Origin of the sequence: Streptomyces sp. SS7, from assembly GCF_037993025.1 — a bacterium.
Classification (GTDB): domain Bacteria; phylum Actinomycetota; class Actinomycetes; order Streptomycetales; family Streptomycetaceae; genus Streptomyces.
On sequence record NZ_CP141223.1, the window covers coordinates 9,140,678 to 9,162,788 of the forward strand.

Consider the following 22,111-nt stretch of genomic DNA (forward strand, 5'->3'; position numbering starts at 1 on the left):
GTCAGGCGCCGGCGCGTTCCTGGTCGGCGAGGCGGCGTCGGGCGTCCGTCCAGCCGATGGGCAGGCCGGCGGCCGGGACCTGCCAGAACGTGAAGACCGAGTCCTTCATCACGGGACGCAGCCCGATCATGATCGACTTGTGCGGCTCGGTCCGTGCGTACGCGTGGAGCGCTGCCTCGTCCTCCCAGGCCGACAGCGTCCAGAACGTGCGCTTGAGGGGCTCGGCGACCAGCGAGGCGCCGTACGCCCCGGGCGCGCCGGAGATCTGCTTCCACGCGGCCAGCGACTTCAGGAAGAAGCGCGGTACGTCCTGGAGCGAGCGCACCTCCAGCCGGGACGCCATCACGAACGCCACGGCGTCGGGAGCGGGGGTGCTGACTGTCGTCCAGCGCAGGGTGGGCATGGCTGTGGCCTTCTCTCCGGCGAAGCGGGGAAATATTGGATACCTCTACTATCTATGTTAGACAGTAGCAGTATCCAGTTTTTCAGTGGGAGGCCGGACGCAGTGCAGAGCCGGACGAATCGGAGCCGAACCGTATGCGCATCTCCGAACTGAGCCGCCGCAGCGGCGTCTCCGTGACGACGATCAAGTACTACCTGCGCGAGGGGCTGCTGCCGCCGGGCCGTCAGACGGCCGCCACCCAGGCCGAGTACGACGACCAGCACCTGCGCCGGCTCCGCCTGATCCGCGCCCTGACCGGTGTGCGCGGACTGTCCGTCAGCACCACCCGCGAGGTGCTCGACGCCCTCGCGGAGTACACCGGCGACACCCACCGCCTGCTGGGCCTCGCGCTGGGTTCCATCCGGGTCGGCGAGCAGCCCGGGGTCGACACCCCGCAGGCGGCGGAGGTCGAGGCGCTGGTCCGGGAGCTGGACTGGGACGTGCACGCCTCGGCGCCCGCCCGGGACACCCTCGCCGAGACCCTCGCCTCCCTGCGCGCCCTGGGCGTCCCGCTCGACTGGCGGACCCTGCTGCCGTACGCCCGGCTCGCCGAACGCACCGCGGCCCTCGACCTCGACCAGCTCGAAGGGCTCGACGACCCGCTGGAGACCGCCGAGCGCGCCCTGCTGCTGACGGTCCTCCTGGAACCCGCCCTGCTCGCGCTCAGACGCCTGGCCCAGGAGAACGAGTCGGCCCGCCGACACGGGGGCTGACCGTCGGGTGCCGTCGGTACGGGTTCTGGCCGTCGAGCCCGCCGGCACGGTCCGATCGCCGCGTCCCGCTGGCGTGGGCCCCGACGGCCGAGCCCCGCTGGTGTGGGCCCCGACGGCCGAGCCCCGCTGGTGTGGGCCCCGACGGCCGAGCCCCGCTGGCGCGGGTCCCGGCCGTCGAGTGCCGTCGGCGCACGTCCCGGCCGTCGAGTTCCGCCGGTACCCGCGGGCATCGGGCCCGCGTCCGCCGGGGGTGCCCGGGCGGCCTCGCCCTGTCCTCCGGTGTCGGCGCGCTCGCGCGCGGGTGACGGCCCGGGTCGGTGGCGCATGATCCCAGGCCGATCGGGTACGCGAGGCCGGACCGCGTCCGGAGGGAAGCCTTCCGGAGCGGGCCGTACGACCGCCGCGACAAGGGGAACTGTCATGGAGACGCCCGCCCACGACCGCAACGCCGACTCCGCCCGCTGGGCACTGGACGCGCTGGCCCGGGACACCGAGGACACCGTGGCCCTGGACACGCTCGCGCACTGCGACGTCCTGGTTCCGGTGCCGGACGACGCCACCGACGAGGACGTCAGCGACCCCGCCCGGCTGGCCCTGCCGGTCCTGGACAACCCCGGCGCCGCACCCGTGGTCCCGGTGTTCACCTCCGAACCCGAGATGGCCGGACTGCTGCCCGGGATCGACCGCTACCGGCTGGTGCCCCTCGGCGCGCTCGCCGCGCAGTGGCCCACCGGAGAACTCTCGCTCGCCATAGACGCCGCCGGCGACCACCCGCTGACGCTCACCTCGGAAGGAGTGCGCACCCTGCTCGCCCGCTGACCCGCCACCCGGGCGGCCCGTGCCCGCCGACTCGCCGTGATCCAGAATGGCCCCATGATCTGGCTCTCCGGTGCGGCCGGCGGACTCGTCCTCGCCCTGGTGCTCGGAAGCGTCCTGCGCACCCTCGTCGTCCCGCGCGGCCTGTACTCCGTGGTCGTGTACCGGCTCTGGTGGACCCTGCGCCGGCTGCTGCACCTCGCCGCCCTGCGCCGCGGGTACGAGGCCGTCGACCGGTGGCAGACCTGGCTCGCCCCGCTGATGCTGGTCGGCATGCTGGGGATCTGGCTGCTCGGCGCCCTGGCCGGATACGGGCTGCTGCTGTACGCGCTGTCCCCGCTCGACTGGACCACCGCCTTCCGGGAGGCCGGCTCCAGCCTGTTCACCCTGGGCTTCGCCAGCGGCGCCCGGGTACGGCTGTCCGTCCTCGACTTCGCGGCCGCGATCACCGGCCCGGTCGTCATCGCCCTCCAGATCGCCTACCTGCCCACCCTGTACGCCGCCTACAACCGCCGGGAGCTGGAGGTCACCCTGCTCCAGTCGCGGGCCGGCGAGCCCGCCTGGGGTCCCGAGATCCTCGCCCGGCAGTGGCTGGTCGACACCGAGACCGCGCTGCCGGAGCTGTACCGCGCCTGGGAGCGGCTGGCCTCGGACATGGGGGAGAGCCATGCGACGTACCCGGTGCTGCTGGCGTTCCGCTCCCCGCGCCCGCAGCGCAGCTGGCTGGTCGGGCTGATCGCGGTCATGGACGCGGCGGCCCTGCAGCTCGCGCTGTCCCCGCGCACCGCGCCGCCGGAGGCGCGGCTGGTGCTGCGCGCGGGGTTCACCGCCCTGCGGGACATCGCCCGCTCGATCCGCTTCGGCTTCGACCCCGACCCGGCCCCGGACGACCCCGTCCGTCTGACGTATGCCGAGTTCGAGGCGGCGGTGTCGATGCTGGAGTCGACGGGCTTCCGGGCCGAACGCGGCCCCGAGACGGCCTGGCCGCACTTCCGGGGCTGGCGCGTCAACTACGAGGCGGTCGGCTACGAGCTGTGCCGCCGCTGCGACGCGGTCCCCGCCCTGTGGACGGGCCCCCGCGACTTCCCCTCCACCCCGATCCCACCCCGCCGCCCGGCGGACCGCCGCCCGGCGGACCGCCGCCCGGCGGACCGCCGCCCGGCGGACCGCCGGCCGGGGGAGGAACAAGGCTGAGACCAGTACCCCGAAGGGGCGCGGTGCCGTGTCGGTACGCGGCTGCGCCGCGCGGGCGCGACCGGCCACGCCGCCGCGACGTGCTCAGGAACCGCCGAGCATCCGCTCCAGCACGCCCCGCTGCAACGGCAGGACCTCCGCGTGCAGATCACGGCCCTTGCGGGTGAGCGTGACATACACCCCGCGCCGGTCCTCCAGACAGACGGCCCGGGCCACCAGGCCCTCCTTCTCCAGCCGCCCGATCAGCCGGGACAGGGCGCTCTGGCTGAGGTGGACCCGGCCCACGAGATCCTGCACCCGGCACTGCTCGCCCTGCCCGGGCGCCTCGGCGGCGAGGATGTCGAGCACCTCGAAGTCGCTCGCGCCGAGGCCGTGCGGGTGCAGGGTGCGGTCGATCTCGCACATCGTGCGCGCGTGCACCGACAGGATGCCCCGCCACCGCTCCTCGAGGCCCGCCCCGGCCGTCTTCGCTGCCATATCCGCACGGTAACACCCCCGTCCGCTTTTGTTGAGTGTGCAACCAGTGCGGGTGCAAGCACGGTGCTACGAGGGGTCCTGGAGCAGCCCCACCAGGTTGCCGTCGGGGTCCTTGAGCGACGCGATGAGCCGGCCGTTGCCGACGTCCTGCACGTCCTGGAGCACCTCGGCTCCCGCCTCCACCAGGGCCGCCAGCCGCCCGCGGATGTCGGAGACGTGCCAGAACGGAACCGCCCCGGTCAGCCCTTGGGCGTGCCCGTTCGGGTTGAGGCCGACGTCCTGGCCGGCCGCCTTGTAGCCGACGTAGTAGGGCTCGTCGGCGTACGGCTCGACCTGGAGCAGCGCCCCGAACACGGCCTTGGCCCGCTCCAGGTCCTTCACGGGGTAGATGATCGTCTGCACACCGGTGGTGGTCGTCATGGCCGGTCACTCCTCGGTCTTCGCGTGGTTCCGGCGGGATGGGCCGGTGGTCTCACGCTAGGTCCGGGTGAGGGCGGCGCGCTTCTCCGATCCTGACCGACCGGCGCCACCGCTCAGGTCGAGTCCCGCTTCACCAGCTCCGTCGGCAGGATCACCGCCGCCGGGTCCTCGCCCCCTATCTGGGCGAGGAGGACGCGCACCATCTCGGCGCTGACCCGGTCGTAGGGCTGACGGATCGTGGTCAGCGCGGGCACCGCCTCCGTCGCCGCGACGGAGTCGTCGAAGCCGCCCACGGACACGTCCTCGGGAACCCGGCGCCCCGCCCGGCGCAGCGCCGTCAGCGCACCCCGCGCCATCAGGTCGGAGGCGACGAACAGGGCGTCCAGATCCGGGGCCTGCGCCAGCAGCCGTTCGGCGCCCGCCTCCCCGCTGGCCCGGCTGTAGTCGCCGGAGACCACGAGCCGCTCGTCGATCCCGATGCCCGCTTCCGTGAGCACCTCCTTGTAGCCGGCGAGCCGGTCCACACCGCCCGGGGTGTCCAGCGGACCGCTGACCATGCCGATCCGGCGCCGGCCGAGCGACAACAGGTGGCGCACCATGTCCCGGGCGCCGTCCCGGTCGTCCGCCGCCACGTAGCTCACCTTGGAGCGCAGCCCCATCGGCTTGCCGCACTGGACCAGCGGCACCCCCGCCTCGCGCAGCTCCTCCGCCACCGGGTCGCCGGAGTGGCTGGAGACCAGCAGCACCCCGTCGACGTGCCCGGCGGTGATGTAGCGGGTGATGCGCCGCCGCTCGTCCTTGGTGCCCGCCAGCATCAGCAGCAGCGGGATGTCGTGCGCCGCGAGCGCCTGGGTGCAGCCGCTGAGCAGCACATTGAAGTTCGGGTCCTCGAAGAACCGCTCCTGGGGCTCGGTCAGCAGGAATCCCACCGAGTCCGAACGGCCGGTGATCAACGAGCGGGCGTGCCGGTTCACGACGTAACCCGTCTTGCGGATGGCGGCGTTGACCGCCTCCGCCGCCGCGGGGCTGACGTAGTGCCCGCCGTTGAGCACCCGGGAGACGGTGCCGCGGGAGACCCCTGCCTCCCGCGCCACGTCGTGGATCGTCGGCGGTCTGCGCCGGGCCCCCGCATTGCTCATGGTCATGACTTTACGGCCCCGGAGAGCAGATCCAGGCTCCAGAACCGCTGAACGACCAGGAAGAGCGCCACCAGCGGGATCACCGCGAGGAACGCCCCGGTGATCACCAGGGTGTAGAGCGCGGGCTGGTTCGAGCCCTGTTCGAGCAGGGTGAACAGGCCGAGCGTGATCGGGAACTTCTCGTCGTCGCTGAGCATGATGTACGGCAGGAGGAAGTTGTTCCACACCGCCACGAACTGGAACAGGAAGACCGTGACCAGTCCGGGCACCATCATCGGCAGCGCGATCCGGGTGAAGATCCGCCACTCGCTCGCCCCGTCCATCCGGCCCGCCTCCACCACGTCGGCGGGCACGGCGGCCGCCGCGTAGATGCGCGCGAGGTAGACGCCGTACGGCGAGAGGATCTGCGGCAGCAGCACCGACAGGTACGAGTCCGTGAGGTCCGCCTTGGCCAGCAGCAGGTACTGCGGGACGGCCAGGATGATCGGCGGCATCAGCACGCCCGCGAGCAGGACGTTGAACGCCGTCTCACGGCCGCGGAAGCGGTAGGTCGCCAGGGCGTAGCCGCTGAACGCCGACACGCCGGTCGACAGCAGCGCGCCGAGGACGGCGTACAGGGCGGAGTTGCCCATCCACGTCCAGTAGACGCCGTCGCGGTAGGCGGTGAGCTGCCGGACGTTGTCGGTGAAGCCCGTGCCCGGCAGGAAGGTGAAGGTGGAGAACAGCTCGCGGCCCGACTTGGTGGAGGCGATCACCACCCACGCCACGGGGAGCAGACAGTAGAGCGCGCCCAGCAGGAGGGTGACCGTCGGGACGAGCGCCACGCGGCCGCGCAGCGGCGGCCGGCTCTGCGCCGTGCCCGTCGTCCCGGCCGCTGCGGGTGCCTTCTGTACGGCGAGGGAACTCATCCCGCTGCCTCCTGCTTGTCACGGCGGTTCGCCGCCCGCAGGAAGCCGAAGCTCAGCACCAGCGTGGCGAGGGCGATGATCACGGCCTCGGCGGCCGCCTGGTGGATGTCGCCCGTGCCGAACGCGTCCCGGTACACCTTCATCAGCGGACTCCACGTCGTGGACACGGAGTTGGTGAGCGGTTTGAGGGTGGTCGGCTCGTTGAACACCTGGAGCGTGGCGATGATCGAGAAGAAGAAGGTCAGCACCAGCGAGGACGCCACCATCGGGATCTTGATCCGCAGGGCGATCTGCAGCGGCGTGGCGCCGTCCAGCTTCGCCGCCTCGTACACCTCGGCCGGGACGGCCTGGAGCGCGGTGTAGATGACGATCATGTTGAAGCCGGTGCCGCCCCAGACCGCGATGTTGGAGAGGGCGAGGTACAGCGGGCCGCCGTCCAGCAGGTCCGGCTGCGGCAGGCCGAGCTTGTCCAGCACGAAGGAGAAGGGGCTGACGTCCGGCAGGTACAGAAAGCCCCACAGCAGCGCCGCCACCACCCCGGGGATGGCGTACGGCAGGAAGATGGCGAGCCGGGTGAACGGGGCGAGCCGCACCTTCTCGGCGTCCAGCATCAGCGCGAACAGCAGGGCCAGACCCAGCATCACCGGGACGACGATGCAGCCGTAGCCGAGGACGCGCAGCGCGCCGTCCAGCAGCTCGCTGTCGGTGAGCGCGTCCGTGTAGTTCTCGACGCCGGCCCAGACCTCGCTGCGGGCGCCCTTGCCCAGCCCGAGGCCGAAGACGTGCACCTTGTGGAAGCTGAGCCAGACCGCGTAGCCGATGGGCAGCGCGAAGAACGACGCGAACAGGACCGTGGCGGGGAGGAGGAAGGCGTACGGGGCTCCCTTGACCCCGTACGGCTTCCGGCGTGCGGTGGTCACTCCGAGACCTCGAAGCCCTGCTTCTCGAGGTCGGCGACCGTGGCGTCCTGCATGGTCTTCAGGGCGGCGGAGAAGTCCGACTTGTTCTTGGCGGCGGCGCCGAAGGCGTCGTTGAAGGTCTGGTAGGCCACGTTCACGTTGGGGCCCCAGGCGGAGGGAGCGGTGGTGCGCGCGATCTTGGCGGCCAGGGTGTAGAACTCCGGCTGCGTCGAGAAGTAGTCCGGCGGGGTGGCGAAGGCGCCGCTGGTCTGGGCGTTCGTGGCGGCCGGGTAGATGCCGCTCTCCTTGGCCAGTGCCGCGAGGGCCGCGTCGTCGGTGTTCAGCCAGGCCGCGAACTTCGCGGCGGCCGCCCGGTGCCCGGAGTCCGTCGTCACGGCCGTGGAGGAGCCGCCCCAGCTGCCGGTGACGTTGTCGCCGGCCGACCACTGGGGGAGCGGGGCCATGGCCCACTTGCCCTTGGTGTCGGGCGCGGCGGTGGTCAGGGTGCCCGGCGCCCACACCGCCGAGACCCAGGCGATCTGCTTGCCGGTGTTCAGCGCCTTGTTCCAGGCCGGGGTGTACATCGGCTGGTTGTCGACGGCGCCCTCCTTGACCAGGCCGCCCCAGAAGTCGGCGACCTTCTCGGTGGCCGCGTCGTCGATGCCGACCCGCCACTTCTCGCCTGAGGTGGTCCACCACTTGGCGCCGGCCTGCTGGGCGAGGCCCGCGAAGAGACCGGAGTCGTTGGCGGAGAAGGTGGTCAGGTCCGTGTCCGGGGCCTTCTTCTTCAGCGCGCGGGCGGTCTCGGCGAACTCGTCCCAGGTCGTCGGGACCGTCAGGCCGTACTTCTTGAAGAGGTCGGCGCGGTAGTAGAACATCATCGGGCCGATGTCCTGCGGGATCGCGTAGACCGCGTCCGTGCCCAGCGTCGTCTGCTGCCACACGCCGTCGGCGAACCTGCTCTTCGCGTCGCCCACGTTCTTCGCTATGTCCGCGAGCGCGTCATTGCTGACCAGCGTCGGCAGCGCCTGGTACTCGGCCTGCACCAGGTCGGGCGCCTTGCCCGCCTGGTGCGCCGTGAGGATCTTGGTGACCAGCGTGTCGCCGGACGCCTGCTTCTTCACCGTGACGGTGATCTTGTCCTTCTTGCCCGGGCCCCGGTTCCAGAGGTCGACGACCTTGTCCATGCCCGGCGTCCAGGTCCAGTACGTGAGCGAGACCGGGCCGGACGCGGACCCGCTGTCGTCGTCGGACGAGCCGCACGCGGCGAGTGCGGTGCTGCCGAGGGTGACGGCAACGGCAGTTGCCACGAGGCGACGGCGCTTCGTGTGGGGCATGGATCTCTCCCTGACCTGGGTTTCTGGTGTCTGTGAGCGTTCACAGTAGAGAAACATCCTGGACACTTGTCAATGGTTGTTGCTCTGCGGTTATGTTGGGCTCCGAACGCCGCCACCGTGTGTGCACGTTCCCAATTGATCGATTCAACGGGAGACAATCCATGCCGGAGACCACCCCCAAGGGCCTCACCGGGCTCGCCTTCGGTGGGGACTACAACCCCGAGCAGTGGCCGGAAGCCGTCTGGCAGGAGGACGTCCGCCTGATGCGGGAGGCCGGCGTCACCATGGTGAGCGTCGGGATCTTCTCCTGGGCCCTGCTCGAGCCCTCGCCCGGGCACTACGACTTCGGCTGGCTGGACCGGATCATCGGCCTGCTCCACGAGCACGGCATCCGGGTCGACCTGGGCACCCCCACGGTCGTCCCGCCCGTCTGGTTCTACCGCGCCCACCCCGAGGCCCTGCCCGTGACGGCCGAGGGCGTCCGCATGGAGTTCGGCTCGCGCGGCGCCATCTGCCACAGCAGCGCCGACTACCGCGCGGCCGCCGCGAACATCACCACCCGGCTCGCCGAGCGCTACGGCGACCATCCCGCCCTCGCGATGTGGCACGTGCACAACGAGTACGGCGTCCCCGTCTCGGCCTGCTACTGCGACTCCTGCGCCGCCCACTTCCGCCGCTGGCTCGCGACGACGTACGGCACCGTCGAGGCGGTGAACGACGCCTGGGGCACCGCCTTCTGGGGGCAGCGGTACGCGAGCCTCGACGACATCAACCCGCCGCGCGCCACCCCCACCGTCGGCAACCCGGGCCAGGCCCTGGACTACAAGCGCTTCGCCGACGCCACCATGCGCGAGAACTTCCGCGCGGAGCGGGACATCCTGCACCGCCTCGCACCGGGCGTCCCGGTCACCACCAACTTCATGACGGCCCTCAGCCAGTGCGACTCCGTCGACTACTGGGCCTGGGGCCGCGAGGTCGACATCGTCACCAACGACCACTACCTCATCACCGACGGCCGCCGTACCCACGTCAACCTGGCGATGGCCGCCGACCTCACCCGCTCCGTCGCGGGCGGCGCCCCCTGGCTCCTGCTCGAACACTCCACCTCCGGCATCAACTGGCAGCCCCGCAACCCCGCAAAGGCCCCCGGCCAGATGGCCCGCAACTCCCTCGGCCATGTCGCCCGCGGCTCCGAGGGCGCGATGTTCTTCCAGTGGCGCCAGTCACGGCGCGGCGCCGAGAAGTTCCACTCGGCGATGGTCCCGCACGGCGGCACCGACACCCGTGTGTGGCGCGAGGTGGTCGGACTCGGCGCCTCCCTCGACTCCCTGGCCACCCTGCGGGGCACCCGCACCGAGGCCGACGTGGCCGTCCTGTGGGACTGGCACTCCTGGTGGGCGCAGAACCTCGCCTGGCGCCCCAGCGAGGACCACGACGCCAGCGAGCGCGCCGACGCCTTCTACGAGGCGCTCTACGACCGTCACCTGACCGTCGACTTCGCCCGCCCCGAGGCCGATCTGTCGGCGTACCCCCTGGTCGTGGTGCCCGCGCTCTACCTGATGACGGAAGCCGCCGGGAACAACCTCAGGGAGTACGTGGAGAACGGCGGCACCCTCGTGGTCTCGTACTTCTCCGGCATCGTCGACGAGCACGACTGCGTCCACGAGGGCGCCTACCCGGGCGCGCTGCGCGACGTCCTGGGCCTGACCGTCGAGGAGTTCTCCCCGCTGCTGGCCGACGAGAGCGTCCGGCTGACCGGACCCGACGGCTCCGCACTCGCCGGTGACGTGTGGGCCGAGTTCGTCGTGCCGCGCGGCGCCGAGACCGTCTGGACGTACGCCGACGGCCTCACCGCCGGCCGGCCGGCCGTCACCCGGCACCGCCTCGGCGAGGGCACCGCATGGTACGTCTCCACCCGCCTCGGCCGCGAGGGACTGGACGCCGTCCTCGGCCGGGCCGTCCAGGACGCGCGCCTCGCCCCGCGCGCCGACCTGCCGCACGACGTCGAGGTCGTGCGCCGCTCCGGGGAGAGCGGCAGCTACCTCTTCGCCGTCAACCACACGGCGGCCGACGCGAAGGTGCCGCTGGAGACCTCAGGCACCGAACTGCTGACGGGCGAACGCGCCGCCGGCCGCCTCGCGGTCCCGGCGGGAGCCGTCCGGGTCGTGCGACTCGACGGCTGAGCCGACTCCCCCTCCGCCCGTTTGGAGCCGCGAGCCGCGGGCGGAGGGGGTCCCTCCCTCGTCAGAGGGAGCCCACCCCCTACGTCGAAGGGACGACGGACGACGATGTTCCATCCCAGACGCACCCTCAGAGCCCTGCTGCTGCCGCTGGTCGCGGGGCTCGCCCTGACCGCGCTGCCCGCGCAGACCGCCCGGGCGGCGAGCACGCTCACCAACGGCGGCTTCGAGTCCGACGGCACCGGCACCGCCACCCCCGCGGGCTGGGCCACCTACTCGGCGGCGGGCCAGAACGCCGCCTCCTTCACCGAGCCCGGCGGCCACACCGGCGGCTACCGCCTCACCCACTGGGCGTCCACCGCCTACAAGGTGGAGACCTACCAGTACCTCTCCGGGCTGACCAACGGGAACTACACCCTCACGGCCTGGGTCCGCTCCGGCGGCGGCCAGAACTCCGCCTACCTCGCGCTGAAGAACTGCGGCAGTTCCGAGCAGCGCACCGATCTGCCGGTGTCCACCAGCAGCTGGGTGCGGATCGTCACGTCGATCAAGGTGACGAACAACCAGTGCACCCTCAGCGTCAACAGTGACGCGAACGCCGGCAACTGGATCAACCTGGACGACCTGACCTTCACGTCGGGATCGACCGGCCTGTCCGTCAAGGGGGCCGACATCTCCTCCCTCGCCAAGAGCGAGGCCCACGGCGGTGTCTACCGGACCGGTTCCGGCACCACCGGCGACGCCGTCACCCTCCTGAAGAACGCCGGCATGAACTACGCGCGCCTGAAGGTCTGGGTCAACCCCGCCGACGGCTACAACAACAAGACGCGCGTCCTGGCCATGGCCAAGCGGATCAAGGCCGCCGGCATGAAGCTGCTGGTCGACTTCCACTACTCGGACACCTGGGCCGACCCCGGCAAGCAGACCAAGCCCGCAGCCTGGTCCGGCCACTCCTACAGCCAGCTCAGGACGGACGTCTACAACCACACCTACGACGTGCTCAACGCGCTGAAGGCGCAGGGCACCACGGCCGACATGGTCCAGGTCGGCAACGAGATCAACGGCGGCATGCTGTGGTCCGAGGGCTCCACCGACAACTGGTCGCAGCTCGCCGGGCTGCTCAACTCCGGCTACGACGCGGTCAAGGCGGTCTCCTCCGGCACGACGGTCGCCCTGCACCTCGCCAACGCCGGTGACGACGCCACCGTCCGCCGGTGGTTCGACAGCGCCAGGACGTACGGCGTCACCTACGACGTGATCGGTCTGTCGTACTACGGCTACTGGCACGGCTCTCTCGCCGCCGCCCAGACCACCCTCGACGACGTGGCCTCCCGCTACGCCAAGCCGGTGTTCGTCGCCGAGACGGCCTACCCCTTCCGCCTCGACAGCGACGACTCGCTCACCAACCAGATCGACACCACCGGTGAACTGGTCAGCGGCTACCCGGCGAGCGCGGCCGGACAGCTCGCCTGGATGAACGCCGTCGCGAACATCGTGGAGGCGGTGCCGAACGGCCGCGGACTCGGCGTCTTCTACTGGGAGGCGACCTGGACCGCCGTCAGCGGCAACGGCTGGGACCCGGCCGACGCCACCTCCGGCAACGGCTGGGAGAACCAGGCCCTGTTCGGCTACGACGACAAGGCCCTGCCCTCTCTGGCGTGGTTCAGCCACCGCTGACCCCCGCCCCCCGGTGCGCAGGGGGCCCGGCCGCACCCCCGCGGCCGGGCCGCACGGCGCGGCCGTCCGCCCTCCTTCCCGAACCGCCGGGCGCCTCGGGGCTGTTCGATCCCGGCCAAGGCTTGCGGAGTGCGGGACACGGCACCCCCGACTGCGGAAGAGTGGGACGACACGGCACCAGGAGGCCAGGACGGAGGAGGACGACGATGCCGAGGACTCCCGTGGGCGAGAGACGACTGGTCATCCTGGAATGGCTCAAGGAGCCGCACCGGCACTTCCCGCCCCAGCGGCACGCCGACCTCGTCGAGGACGGCGTCAGCGCGGACGCCGTCGCGGCGAGACTCGGGGTGCGCCGCGAGGTCGCCGTGTCCCATCTCGCCCTGCTCACCGACCTCGGCCTGCTGCGCGCCACCCGTGTCAAGCGGCGCGTGTACTACCGGCGGGACGAGATCCGCATCGCCGAGGTGGCGCGCATCTTCGAGAAGGGATGGTGACCGGCCCCTGAACCGGCCCCCGGGAACGGACGCCCGAGCACCTGCGAGGACGGCCGCCTCCTCCAGGAAGGCGGACCCCGTGGACCGGCGGACGGCCCTCGTTCCGATCAGGTACCTCGCTCTCCCCGGGCACGGACCCGAAGACGTCGTGGCCGACTCCCTCGGACGGGTGCTGACCGGGGTGGCCGACGGACGAATCCTGCGGATCGACGGCCTGGACGACCCGTCCGCGACCCGCGTCACCTGCGTCGCCGAGACCGGCGGCCGTCCGTTCGGCCTCGAACTCCTCCCCGACGGTGACCTGTTGGTGTGCGACGCCGAGGGCGCCCTGCTGCGCGTCGATCCCGACGGCGGCCCGGACAACGTGCGCGTGCTCACCCGGACGGCGGCGGGGGAGCGGCTGCGCTTCTGCAGCAACGTCGTCGCCCTGCCCGACGGCACGGTCTGCTTCACCGTCTCCACCCGCGTCCACCCGCTGCACGACTGGATGGGCGACCTCGTCGGACACACCGGTACCGGGCGGCTGCTGCGCCTCGCACCCGGCGCGGACGACGCCGAGGTCGTCCTGGAGGGCCTCCAGTTCGCCAACGGGATCGCCCGCGGCGCCGGCGACACGTTCCTGGTCGTCGCCGAGACCGGCGCCCGCCGCCTCACCCGGTTCCACCTCACCGGCCCCCGCGCCGGACAGGCCGAACCCTTCGCCGAGAACCTGCCCGGCTTCCCCGACAACCTGTGGCGGGGCACCCCCGACGGTCCGATCCGGGTCGCCCTGGCCGGCCCGCGCGTCCCCCCGCCCGACCTCCTGCACCGCGCCCGGCCCGCCGTACGCCGCCGTGCCGCCCGCGTGGCCCTGCGCGCGCCGTACCGCCCCTCGGGCACGATCGGGGTCCTCGCGCTCGACGACGACGGCCGGACCGTCACCCACCTCACCCGGCGCCGCTCCGGCTACCGCATGGTGACCAGCGTCTGCGAGACGGGCGGCCGGCTGATCCTGGGCAGCCTCCGGGAACCCGGCGTCGCCGTCTGCGAGGCACCCCGGCCCGAGCGGCACCCCTGACCGGTCATGACGGCGCCCTCGGTGCCCCGACCCCCCCGGCGATACGCTGGTGCGACATGTCAGCTTCCGAGGCCGAGAGCCTCCGCACCAGGACCCCGCGCGGGACCACCGGGACCGGTCAGCTCCCGGTGGTCGCGGCCGTCGCCGTCGGCGGCGGGATCGGCGCCGCCGCCCGCTACGCCGCCGCGCTCCGGTGGCCCACGGCCACCGGCGGCTTCCCCTGGACCACCTTCTGGGTGAACGTGGCCGGCTGCGCGGTGATCGGCGTCTTCCTGGTGCTGATCACCGAGGTGCTGACCGTGCACCGGCTGGTGCGCCCGTTCTTCGGCACCGGTGTCCTCGGTGGTTTCACCACCTTCTCGACGTACACCGTCGAGGTCCAGCGGCTGGTCGACGCGGGCCGCCCCGGTACCGCGTTCGCCTACCTCGCCGCGACCCTGTGCGCGGCCCTCGGCGCCGTGTGGCTCGCCGCCACCGCGACCCGCCGCGCCCTGCCCACCCGCCTCAGGAGGCAGTGATGACGAGGCTGTCCGGCAACGCCCTGCGCCTGACCGTGTTCGTCGGCGAGAACGACACCTGGCACCACAAGCCCCTCTACAGCGAGATCGTCCACCGCGCCCACGCGGCCGGACTCGCCGGCGCCAGTGTCTTCCACGGGGTGGAGGGCTTCGGCGCCTCCTCCCGGATCCACACCTCGCGGCTGCTCTCGCTCAGCGAGGACCTCCCGGTCGCGATCGTCGTCGTGGACACGGAGGAGCGGGTGCAGGCCTTCCTGCCGCAGCTCGACGAGCTGGTGGTCGACGGCCTCGCCGTGCTCGACGAGTGCCATGTGATCAGGTACGGGGGCCACGCCAAGAACCAGGATGAAACGGACGTGAAGGGTAAGAAGTCGTTGTGAACTGGCTGGTGGTCGTCGCGGGCGGCATGGTCGGCGCCCCCGCGCGCTATCTCACCGACCGCGTGGTGCAGTCCCGGCACGACTCGGTGTTCCCCTGGGGCACCTTCGTCGTCAACGTGACCGGCTGTCTCGTCCTCGGCACCCTGACCGGCGCCGCCTCCGTCGGCCCCGACCTGCGGTTGTTCCTGGGCACGGGCTTCTGCGGGGCGCTGACCACGTACTCGACGTTCTCGTACGAGACGCTCCGGCTGACGGAGACCGGCGCGGGCCTCTACGCCGCCGCCAACGTCCTGGGGAGCCTGGTGGCGGGCCTGGGGGCCGCGTTCGCGGGGGTCGCGATAGGCCAGGCGGTGTGGTCGTAGACGGTCCGCACCCGTCCGCGCCTGGTAGGACTGTGTACACCACTCGACCGTCTACAGCACTGTCGACCGAACCGTCTCCTCAGAACTGGATTCCATGAGCGCCATCTCCGTCGGCCAAGCCGTCGTCCTCGGAGCCGTCGAGGGAGTGACCGAGTTCCTCCCCGTCTCCTCCACCGGCCATCTGAAGATCACCGAGGGCCTGATGAGCATCCCGGTCGACGACGACGCGGTCGTCGGCTTCTCCGCGGTGATCCAGGTCGGGGCGATCGCCGCCGTGCTGGTGTACTTCCGCAAGGACATCGTGCGGATCGTGTCGGCCTGGTTCCGGGGCCTGCGCCACCGCGAGGAGCGCGTCCACCACGACTACAAGTTCGCCTGGTGGGTGATCTACGCGACGATTCCGATCGTGGTCGTCGGACTCGCCGCCAAGCCCCTCATCGAAGGCCCGCTGGCCTCCCTGTGGGTCGTCGCGGGGTCGCTGATCGCCGGCAGCGGGGTGATGTGGGCGGCCGACCAGATGGGCCGGCACAAGCGCGGCGAGGACGACACCTCGTTCAAGGACGCGATGCTCGTCGGCAGCTCCCAGATCCTCGCGCTGCTCTTCCCCGGCTTCTCCCGCTCCGGCGCCACCATGTCCACCGCGCTCATCCTGGACCTCGACCGCGTCGCCGCCACCCGGCTCTCCTTCTTCCTCGGCATCCCCGCCCTGACCGGCGCCGGCCTGTACGAGCTGAAGGACGCGCTCGGCACCGGCGTGGGCGCCGCCCCGCTCGCCGTCGGCACCGCCGTCTCCTTCGTGGTGGCGTACGCCTCCATCGCCTGGCTGCTGAAGTTCGTCGCCAAGCACTCCTTCAACGCCTTCGTGATCTACCGGATCGTCATCGGCGTCCTGCTGTTCGGGCTGCTCGGCACCGGTGTGCTGAACAGCTGATCTCCGGGCGGTCGATCACCGGCCCGGTCACCTGCGCGATCACCGGCGGGCGGGAAGTCCTGGATACAGGTCTCCCGCCCGCTGAATTTTTCGTTTCGGTGCCCTTGACACCAGCCATACATAAACCGGAACATCACTCCCGTGAACCTGTCAGACAGCCAGACAGGTGGTCCGGCACCGCGGCGCGTCAGCGCCATGGAAGCGGTGCTCGGTCACCTCCGCGGCGCCATCGAGCGTGGCGAGTACGCCATCGGTGAGAAGCTCCCCTCCGAGGCGGAGCTCTGCCGCACCCTCGAGGTGTCCCGGCCCGTGCTGCGCGAGGCGCTGCGCGCCCTGCAGACCATGGGCCTGACGGTCGCCAAGACCGGCAAGGGCACCTTCGTGATCGCGAACACCGTCGAGGACCCCACCTTCGGCGACTACGCGGCCAGCGACCTGCTGGAAGTGCGCCGCCACGTCGAGATCCCGGTCGCCGGGTACGCGGCCGTGCGCCGCACCCCGGAGAACCTGGACCACCTGGCCCATCTGCTCGACCGCATGGAACGGGAGACGGACACCACCGCGTGGGTCGCGATGGACACCCTCTTCCACCTGGCCGTCGCCGAAGCCGCCCAGAACCCGGTCTTCCGCCGGGTCATCGAGGAGATCCGGGACGCACTGGCGCGTCAGTCGGCCTTCCTCAACGAGCTGGGCGGCCGGCGCGAACAGTCCAACCGCGAGCACCGGGCCATCGTCGAGGCCCTGATCGACGGTTCCGAGCACGACGCGGTGGCGGCGATGAGCCATCACCTCGACCGCGTCGAGACGACCCTCACCGACATCGTGCGCTCCCCTGGCACGATCACTCCCCTGGAAGGCGGACCCGAGGCGTGAGCGAACAGCACCTCAAAGACGAGACGCGCCCCTCGTCCGGTCACATCGACGCCGGAGACCACGGCTACAGCAAGTCGCTGAAGCACCGGCACGTCAACATGATCGCGATCGGCGGTGCCATCGGCACCGGCCTCTTCCTCGGCGCGGGCGGCCGGCTCGCCGACGCCGGGCCCTCCCTCTTCGTCGCGTACGCCGTCTGCGGCGTCTTCGCGTTCCTCGTCGTGCGCGCGCTCGGCGAACTCGTCCTGTACCGCCCCTCCTCCGGCGCCTTCGTGTCGTACGCCCGGGAGTTCCTCGGCGAGAAGGGCGCGTACACGGCCGGCTGGATGTACTTCCTGAACTGGGCCACCACCGGGATCGCCGACATCACCGCGGTCGCGACCTACACCCACTACTGGGGCATGTTCTCCGACATACCGCAGTGGGTGATCGCCCTGATCGCGCTGGCCGTGGTCCTCTCCGTGAACCTGATCTCGGTGAAGATCTTCGGCGAACTGGAGTTCTGGTTCGCCATCGTCAAGGTCAGCGCCCTGGTCGTCTTCATGTGTATCGGCATCTTCCTGCTGGTCACCCAGCACCCGGTGGACGGCATCACCCCCGGCCCCTCCCTGATCACCGACAACGGCGGCGTCTTCCCCAACGGCCTGCTGCCCATGCTGCTGATCATCCAGGGTGTCGTCTTCGCCTACGCCTCCGTCGAGCTGGTCGGTGTCGCCGCCGGCGAGACCGAGAACCCCGAGCAGATCATGCCGAAGGCGATCAACTCGATCATGTGGCGCGTGGGCCTGTTCTACGTCGGCTCGGTCGTCCTGCTGTCGATGCTGCTCCCGTGGAACAAGTACACGTCCGGCGAGAGCCCCTTCGTCACCGTGCTGTCCAACATCGGTGTCCCGGCGGCGGGCGGCGTGATGAACCTGGTCGTCCTCACGGCGGCCATGTCCTCCCTGAACTCCGGCCTCTACTCCACCGGCCGCATCCTGCGCTCCATGGCCGTCAACGGCTCCGCCCCGCAGTTCACCGCGAAGATGAGCCGCACCCAGGTGCCCTACGGCGGCATCCTGCTCACCAGCGGCATCTGTGTCCTGGGTGTCGGCCTGAACTTCGTGGTCCCGGCGGACGCCTTCGAGATCGTCCTGAACTTCGCGGCGATCGGCATCCTCTCCACCTGGGGCATGATCATGGTCTGTCACCTCCTCTTCTGGCAGAAGACCCAGAAGGGCGAGCTGACCCGCCCGGGCTACCAGCTCCCCGGGCTCCCCCTGGACCGAGCTCGTCACCCTGTTCTTCCTCGCCTCGGTCCTGGTCCTCATGTACGCCGACGGCGGCGCCGGACGCACCACCGTGCTGTGCCTGCCGTTGATCATCGGAGCGCTCGTCGCCGGCTGGTACGCCATCCGCGGCCGCATCGAGCGCGCCCAGGCCAAGGCCGACGCGTGAACCCGGCGCCGGCCCACGACGACTCCCCAGTGATCCAGGCAGTGACGTACAGCAGTTCCCTCGCGGACGCCCCCGCGATCCGTGAACCCCTCCACGCTCCCGTCGCCCACCTCGTCCGAGGCGGAGCGATCGAGGGCGTCCACCACGGCTCGGTCGTCGTCCGCGGAGCGGGCGGTGACGTCGAGTTCCAGCTCGGCGACATCGAGGCCGCGTTCTACCCGCGCTCCGCGCTCAAGCCCGTGCAGGCGGTCGCGATGCTGCGGGCCGGACTGCCGCTCGACGGCGAGCTGCTCTCCCTCGCCGCCGCCAGCCACTCCGGCGAGGAACGCCACCTCGCCGGGACACGGCGGATCCTCGAGCTGGCCGGCCTCACGGAGGACGACCTGCGCAACGTCGAGGACATGCCGTACGGCCCGGCGGTCCGCGACACCTGGATACGCGAGGGCCGCGAGCCCTCCCGTCTCGCGCAGAACTGCTCCGGCAAGCACGCGGCCATGCTGTACACCTGCAAGCTCAACGGCTGGACCCTCGACGACTACCTCGCCCCGGAGCACCCGCTCCAGCAGGCGATCGCGGAGATCGTCGAGGACCTCACCGGACAGCGGATCGCCCGGGTCACCGTCGACGGGTGCGGCGCCCCGCTCTTCTCCGTCTCCCTGCACGGGCTCGCCCGGGCCGCCGCCCGGATCACCACGGCGGCGCCCGGCACCCCCGAGGCCCGGGTCGCCGACGCCATGCGCGACCACGCCGAGATGGCCTCCGGCGCCGACCGCGACGTGGCCGCCCTGATGCGGGCCGTTCCCGGTCTGCTCGCCAAGGACGGCTTCGAGGGCGTCCAGGTCGCCGCCCTGCCCGACGGCCGGGCGGTGGCCGTCAAGATCTCCGACGGCGCGAACCGGGCCCGGATCCCGGTCGCCGCGGCCGCCCTCGCCCGCGCGGGCGTCGACCCCGCCCTCCTCACGGAGTTCGCGGGCGAGGCGCTGCTCGGCGGCGGCGTACCGGTCGGCTCGGTCCGCCCGGTACGGGCCCTGGACCCGGTGACCGTCCGCGCCTGCGCCTGACGACTCCGGTGGCCACCGAGTGTGCGCGGTGGCCACCGGCGGACGGCCCGACCGGTCGTACGGCGACCCGACCGGGTCGTACGGCGGCCCGGTCCGTGAGGCCGTTCCCCGCAGCGTCGGCCGTACCACCCCGGCGGCCCCGAACCCGCCGGTCCGGTCACCACCGGTCCGGTGTTCCGGCCGGCTCGGGCGGACCCACCCCGTTCCGTCCGAGCCGGCCGCGTGCCGCCGCCGTCGCAGGCTCCCCCTCACCCTCATCACCCTCAGAAAGAGGACTCGTACCTCATGACCGCCGCAGCCACCCGCAGCGAACACGACCTGCTCGGCGACCGGGACGTCCCCGCCGACGCGTACTGGGGCGTCCACACCCTGCGCGCCACCGAGAACTTCCCCATCACCGGCGCCACCATCTCCGCCTACCCGCACCTCGTGGACGCGCTCGCCGCCGTCAAGGAGGCCGCCGCCCTCGCCAACGAGGAACTCGGCCTGCTGGCGCCCGAGAAGGCCGCCGCGATCGTCGCCGCCTGCCGCGAGATCCGCGCGGGCAGGCTGCACGACCAGTTCGTCGTGGACGTGATCCAGGGCGGTGCCGGCACCTCCACCAACATGAACGCCAACGAGGTCGTGGCGAACCGGGCCCTGGAGCTGATGGGGCACGAGAAGGGGCAGTACCAGTACCTGCACCCCAACGAGGACGTCAACCTCGGCCAGTCCACCAATGACGTCTACCCGACCGCCGTCAAGATCGCGACGGTCTTCGCGGTCCGTGGCCTGCTCAAGGCGATGGCCGTGCTGCAGGACTCCTTCGGCCGCAAGGCCGTCGAGTTCCGCAGCGTGCTCAAGATGGGCCGTACCCAGCTGCAGGACGCGGTCCCGATGACGCTCGGTCAGGAGTTCTCCGCGTACGCGGTCATGATCGACGAGGACCGCAACCGTCTGGACGAGGCCGTCCAGCTGATCCATGAGATCAACCTCGGCGCCACGGCCATCGGCACCGGGCTCAACGCTCCCGCCGGATACGCCGAGTCCGCCCGCCGCCACCTCGCCGACATCACCGGCCTGCCCCTGGTCACCGCCGCCAACCTGGTCGAGGCCACCCAGGACTGCGGCGCGTTCGTCCAGATGTCCGGTGTGCTGAAGCGGATCGCGGTCAAGCTGAGCAAGAGCTGCAACGACCTGCGCCTGCTGTCCTCCGGTCCGCGCGCGGGCCTCGGGGAGATCAACCTCCCGCCCGTGCAGGCCGGCTCGTCCATCATGCCCGGCAAGGTCAACCCGGTCATCCCCGAGGTCGTCAACCAGGTCGCCTTCGAGGTGATCGGCAACGACGTCACCATCACGATGGCCGCCGAGGCCGGACAGCTCCAGCTCAACGCCTTCGAGCCGATCATCCTGCACTCGCTGTCGGAGAGCATCACGCATCTGCGCGCCGCCTGCCTCACCCTGGCCGAGCGCTGTGTCGACGGCATCACCGCCAACACCGAGACCCTGCGCGCGACGGTCGAGAACTCCATCGGCCTGGTCACCGCCCTCAACCCGCACATCGGGTACACCGCGGCCACCGACATCGCCAAGGAGGCGCTCGTCACCGGCCGGGGCGTCGCCGAACTCGTCCTGGAGAAGGGCCTGTTGCCCGCCGACCGGCTCGCCGACCTGCTCCGCCCCGAGGTGCTGGCCGGCAGCGGGGCACCCCAGCTGTGACCCCTTCCTGACCTGCGGTGACGCACCAGGACCGGCCCGGAGGCACAATGGTGATCATGACAACGACGTCGTCCCTCGCCTTCCAGCCGGTCCTGGAGCGCATCGCCGAGGAGCTGGAGCACACCCCGGGGCGCGGCCGGCCCGCCGACTACATCCCGGCGCTGGCCGCCCGCGATCCGCGCAGCTTCGGCATGGCCGTCGCCGAGCTCGACGGCACGGTGTACGGCGTGGGGGACTGGCGCGAGCCGTTCTCCACGCAGTCCATCACCAAGGTCTTCACCCTCGCCCTCGACCTGGCCCGCGAGGGCGACGCGCTCTGGGAGCACGTGGGCCGCGAGCCCTCGGGCAACCCGTTCAACTCCCTGGTCCAGCTGGAGTACGAGCACGGCATCCCGCGCAACCCGTTCATCAACGCCGGTGCCCTCGTCGTCACCGACCGCCTCCATACCCGTACCGAAGACGCGTCCGGCACACTCCGCGCCTTCCTGCGGGCCGAGAGCGGCAACCCCGGGCTCGACTTCGACGCGCAGGTCGCCGCGTCCGAGTCCGCGCACGGCGACCGCAACGCCGCCCTCGCCCATTTCATGGCGTCCTACGGCAACATCGACAACCCGGTGCCGGACCTCCTCGACCAGTACTTCCGCCAGTGCTCGCTCACCGCGTCCTGTGCCGACCTGGCCCTCGCCACCACCTTCCTCGCCCGGCACGGCATCCGCGCCGACGGCACCCGGCTGCTGACCCGCAGCCAGGCCAAGCAGGTCAACGCGGTCATGCTGACCTGCGGCACCTACGACGCGGCCGGCGAGTTCGCCTACCGCGTCGGCCTGCCCGGCAAGAGCGGGGTCGGCGGCGGCATCATCGCCGTCGTGCCCGGCCGCTGCACCCTGTGCGTCTGGAGCCCGGGCCTGGACGAACACGGCAACTCGGTGGCGGGCGTCGCGGCCCTGGACCGCTTCACGACCCTCACCGGCCTGTCGGTGTTCTGAGCCGACGCCCGACGCCCGACGCCCGACGCCCGGCGGCCGCGGGGAAACGCACCGGTCACGCGCAGGTCCCCGGGCGGAGGGCGGCACGTCAGGTTCCGGCCACCCCGCGTTG

The 22,111-nt window shown here is 71.5% G+C and carries 22 protein-coding genes and 1 pseudogene; 16 read left to right on the forward strand and 7 right to left on the reverse strand.

Annotated elements, in window-relative coordinates; translation table 11 throughout:
- Nucleotide 1: 1 nt before the first annotated feature.
- Nucleotides 2–403: a DUF3291 domain-containing protein gene (locus U5640_RS41105; protein ID WP_340384319.1), complete on the reverse strand. Its 402-nt coding sequence runs from the start codon at nt 401–403 to the stop codon at nt 2–4.
- A 134-nt stretch (nt 404–537) separates the two neighbouring features.
- Here U5640_RS41105 and U5640_RS41110 point away from each other — a divergent pair, with 134 nt between their 5' ends.
- The 3 genes from U5640_RS41110 to U5640_RS41120 all read left to right on the forward strand — a co-directional run bounded on the left by U5640_RS41110 (nt 538) and on the right by U5640_RS41120 (nt 3,165).
- A complete protein-coding gene (locus U5640_RS41110) occupies nt 538–1,155 on the forward strand; it encodes a MerR family transcriptional regulator (RefSeq protein WP_340384320.1) in 618 nt (205 codons plus the stop codon).
- 420 nt (nt 1,156–1,575) lie between these two features.
- Nucleotides 1,576–1,974, forward strand: coding sequence for an SseB family protein (locus tag U5640_RS41115; protein ID WP_340384321.1), 399 nt, complete (start codon nt 1,576–1,578; stop codon nt 1,972–1,974).
- Nucleotides 1,975–2,028: 54 nt separating this feature from the next.
- Nucleotides 2,029–3,165 (forward strand): hypothetical protein, encoded by a 1,137-nt coding sequence (locus U5640_RS41120; protein WP_340384322.1) that lies wholly within the window; start codon nt 2,029–2,031, stop codon nt 3,163–3,165.
- A gap of 84 nt (nt 3,166–3,249) precedes the next feature.
- Here U5640_RS41120 and U5640_RS41125 read toward each other — a convergent pair whose 3' ends face one another.
- The 6 genes from U5640_RS41125 to U5640_RS41150 all read right to left on the reverse strand — a co-directional run bounded on the left by U5640_RS41125 (nt 3,250) and on the right by U5640_RS41150 (nt 8,345).
- Nucleotides 3,250–3,642 carry a MarR family transcriptional regulator gene (locus U5640_RS41125; RefSeq protein ID WP_340384323.1) on the reverse strand — a complete coding sequence of 131 codons (393 nt, stop codon included), beginning with the start codon at nt 3,640–3,642 and terminating at the stop codon, nt 3,250–3,252.
- Between the two features lie 66 nt (nt 3,643–3,708).
- Nucleotides 3,709–4,062 (reverse strand): VOC family protein, encoded by a 354-nt coding sequence (locus U5640_RS41130; protein WP_340384324.1) that lies wholly within the window; start codon nt 4,060–4,062, stop codon nt 3,709–3,711.
- A gap of 113 nt (nt 4,063–4,175) precedes the next feature.
- The gene (locus tag U5640_RS41135) at nt 4,176–5,207 is read right to left on the reverse strand and encodes a LacI family DNA-binding transcriptional regulator (RefSeq protein ID WP_340384325.1); all 1,032 of its coding nucleotides are present in this window, start codon (nt 5,205–5,207) and stop codon (nt 4,176–4,178) included.
- Nucleotides 5,204–6,109, reverse strand: coding sequence for a carbohydrate ABC transporter permease (locus U5640_RS41140; RefSeq protein WP_340384326.1), 906 nt, complete (start codon nt 6,107–6,109; stop codon nt 5,204–5,206). The genes U5640_RS41135 and U5640_RS41140 overlap by 4 nt, the downstream gene beginning before the upstream one ends.
- Nucleotides 6,106–7,029 (reverse strand): sugar ABC transporter permease, encoded by a 924-nt coding sequence (locus U5640_RS41145; RefSeq protein ID WP_340384327.1) that lies wholly within the window; start codon nt 7,027–7,029, stop codon nt 6,106–6,108. The genes U5640_RS41140 and U5640_RS41145 overlap by 4 nt, the downstream gene beginning before the upstream one ends.
- A complete protein-coding gene (locus U5640_RS41150; RefSeq protein WP_340384328.1) occupies nt 7,026–8,345 on the reverse strand; it encodes an extracellular solute-binding protein in 1,320 nt (439 codons plus the stop codon). Before U5640_RS41150 ends, U5640_RS41145 begins: the two co-directional genes overlap by 4 nt.
- 161 nt (nt 8,346–8,506) lie before the next feature.
- Here U5640_RS41150 and U5640_RS41155 point away from each other — a divergent pair, with 161 nt between their 5' ends.
- The 13 genes and pseudogenes from U5640_RS41155 to U5640_RS41215 all read left to right on the forward strand — a co-directional run bounded on the left by U5640_RS41155 (nt 8,507) and on the right by U5640_RS41215 (nt 21,999).
- The gene (locus U5640_RS41155; RefSeq protein WP_340384329.1) at nt 8,507–10,528 is read left to right on the forward strand and encodes a beta-galactosidase; all 2,022 of its coding nucleotides are present in this window, start codon (nt 8,507–8,509) and stop codon (nt 10,526–10,528) included.
- Between the two features lie 105 nt (nt 10,529–10,633).
- Complete coding sequence (locus U5640_RS41160) at nt 10,634–12,202, forward strand: arabinogalactan endo-1,4-beta-galactosidase (RefSeq protein ID WP_340384330.1); 1,569 nt, start codon at nt 10,634–10,636, stop codon at nt 12,200–12,202.
- A 206-nt stretch (nt 12,203–12,408) separates the two neighbouring features.
- A complete protein-coding gene (locus U5640_RS41165) occupies nt 12,409–12,696 on the forward strand; it encodes an ArsR family transcriptional regulator (RefSeq protein WP_340384331.1) in 288 nt (95 codons plus the stop codon).
- A gap of 79 nt (nt 12,697–12,775) precedes the next feature.
- Complete coding sequence (locus U5640_RS41170; RefSeq protein ID WP_340384332.1) at nt 12,776–13,753, forward strand: SMP-30/gluconolactonase/LRE family protein; 978 nt, start codon at nt 12,776–12,778, stop codon at nt 13,751–13,753.
- A gap of 56 nt (nt 13,754–13,809) precedes the next feature.
- Nucleotides 13,810–14,271 (forward strand): fluoride efflux transporter CrcB, encoded by a 462-nt coding sequence (gene crcB / locus U5640_RS41175; protein WP_340384333.1) that lies wholly within the window; start codon nt 13,810–13,812, stop codon nt 14,269–14,271.
- Nucleotides 14,271–14,651 (forward strand): DUF190 domain-containing protein, encoded by a 381-nt coding sequence (locus U5640_RS41180; RefSeq protein ID WP_340384334.1) that lies wholly within the window; start codon nt 14,271–14,273, stop codon nt 14,649–14,651. Before crcB (U5640_RS41175) ends, U5640_RS41180 begins: the two co-directional genes overlap by 1 nt.
- The gene (crcB, locus tag U5640_RS41185; protein WP_340384335.1) at nt 14,648–15,013 is read left to right on the forward strand and encodes a fluoride efflux transporter CrcB; all 366 of its coding nucleotides are present in this window, start codon (nt 14,648–14,650) and stop codon (nt 15,011–15,013) included. Before U5640_RS41180 ends, crcB (U5640_RS41185) begins: the two co-directional genes overlap by 4 nt.
- Nucleotides 15,014–15,107: 94 nt before the next feature.
- On the forward strand, nt 15,108–15,944 hold the full coding sequence (locus U5640_RS41190) for an undecaprenyl-diphosphate phosphatase (RefSeq protein ID WP_340384336.1): 837 nt from the start codon (nt 15,108–15,110) through the stop codon (nt 15,942–15,944).
- Nucleotides 15,945–16,139: 195 nt separating this feature from the next.
- Nucleotides 16,140–16,817: a FadR/GntR family transcriptional regulator gene (locus U5640_RS41195; protein ID WP_340385635.1), complete on the forward strand. Its 678-nt coding sequence runs from the start codon at nt 16,140–16,142 to the stop codon at nt 16,815–16,817.
- Nucleotides 16,814–18,254: pseudogene (locus U5640_RS41200) on the forward strand (amino acid permease). The gene U5640_RS41195 and the pseudogene U5640_RS41200 overlap by 4 nt, the downstream one beginning before the upstream one ends.
- A gap of 41 nt (nt 18,255–18,295) precedes the next feature.
- A complete protein-coding gene (locus U5640_RS41205; RefSeq protein ID WP_340384337.1) occupies nt 18,296–19,315 on the forward strand; it encodes an asparaginase in 1,020 nt (339 codons plus the stop codon).
- A 285-nt stretch (nt 19,316–19,600) separates the two neighbouring features.
- Nucleotides 19,601–21,013, forward strand: coding sequence for an aspartate ammonia-lyase (aspA, locus tag U5640_RS41210; RefSeq protein ID WP_340384338.1), 1,413 nt, complete (start codon nt 19,601–19,603; stop codon nt 21,011–21,013).
- 47 nt (nt 21,014–21,060) lie between these two features.
- Entirely contained in the window at nt 21,061–21,999 is a 939-nt protein-coding gene (locus U5640_RS41215; RefSeq protein ID WP_340384339.1) for a glutaminase, read from the forward strand.
- Nucleotides 22,000–22,111: the final 112 nt, after the last annotated feature.

Excerpts from the sequence above, each read along its gene's own strand:
- U5640_RS41140 (WP_340384326.1), bottom strand. The coding sequence starts at position 6,109 with ATGAGTTCCCTCGCCGTACAGAAGGCACCCGCAGCGGCCGGGACGACG.
- U5640_RS41190 (WP_340384336.1), top strand. The coding sequence starts at position 15,108 with ATGAGCGCCATCTCCGTCGGCCAAGCCGTCGTCCTCGGAGCCGTCGAG.
- U5640_RS41130 (WP_340384324.1), bottom strand. The coding sequence starts at position 4,062 with ATGACGACCACCACCGGTGTGCAGACGATCATCTACCCCGTGAAGGAC.
- U5640_RS41155 (WP_340384329.1), top strand. The coding sequence starts at position 8,507 with ATGCCGGAGACCACCCCCAAGGGCCTCACCGGGCTCGCCTTCGGTGGG.
- U5640_RS41195 (WP_340385635.1), top strand. The coding sequence starts at position 16,140 with ATGGAAGCGGTGCTCGGTCACCTCCGCGGCGCCATCGAGCGTGGCGAG.
- U5640_RS41115 (WP_340384321.1), top strand. The coding sequence starts at position 1,576 with ATGGAGACGCCCGCCCACGACCGCAACGCCGACTCCGCCCGCTGGGCA.
- U5640_RS41160 (WP_340384330.1), top strand. The coding sequence starts at position 10,634 with ATGTTCCATCCCAGACGCACCCTCAGAGCCCTGCTGCTGCCGCTGGTC.
- U5640_RS41180 (WP_340384334.1), top strand. The coding sequence starts at position 14,271 with ATGACGAGGCTGTCCGGCAACGCCCTGCGCCTGACCGTGTTCGTCGGC.
- U5640_RS41125 (WP_340384323.1), bottom strand. The coding sequence starts at position 3,642 with ATGGCAGCGAAGACGGCCGGGGCGGGCCTCGAGGAGCGGTGGCGGGGC.
- U5640_RS41215 (WP_340384339.1), top strand. The coding sequence starts at position 21,061 with ATGGTGATCATGACAACGACGTCGTCCCTCGCCTTCCAGCCGGTCCTG.
- U5640_RS41150 (WP_340384328.1), bottom strand. The coding sequence starts at position 8,345 with ATGCCCCACACGAAGCGCCGTCGCCTCGTGGCAACTGCCGTTGCCGTC.
- U5640_RS41165 (WP_340384331.1), top strand. The coding sequence starts at position 12,409 with ATGCCGAGGACTCCCGTGGGCGAGAGACGACTGGTCATCCTGGAATGG.
- crcB (WP_340384333.1), top strand. The coding sequence starts at position 13,810 with ATGTCAGCTTCCGAGGCCGAGAGCCTCCGCACCAGGACCCCGCGCGGG.
- aspA (WP_340384338.1), top strand. The coding sequence starts at position 19,601 with ATGACCGCCGCAGCCACCCGCAGCGAACACGACCTGCTCGGCGACCGG.
- U5640_RS41110 (WP_340384320.1), top strand. The coding sequence starts at position 538 with ATGCGCATCTCCGAACTGAGCCGCCGCAGCGGCGTCTCCGTGACGACG.
- U5640_RS41120 (WP_340384322.1), top strand. The coding sequence starts at position 2,029 with ATGATCTGGCTCTCCGGTGCGGCCGGCGGACTCGTCCTCGCCCTGGTG.
- U5640_RS41135 (WP_340384325.1), bottom strand. The coding sequence starts at position 5,207 with ATGACCATGAGCAATGCGGGGGCCCGGCGCAGACCGCCGACGATCCAC.
- U5640_RS41105 (WP_340384319.1), bottom strand. The coding sequence starts at position 403 with ATGCCCACCCTGCGCTGGACGACAGTCAGCACCCCCGCTCCCGACGCC.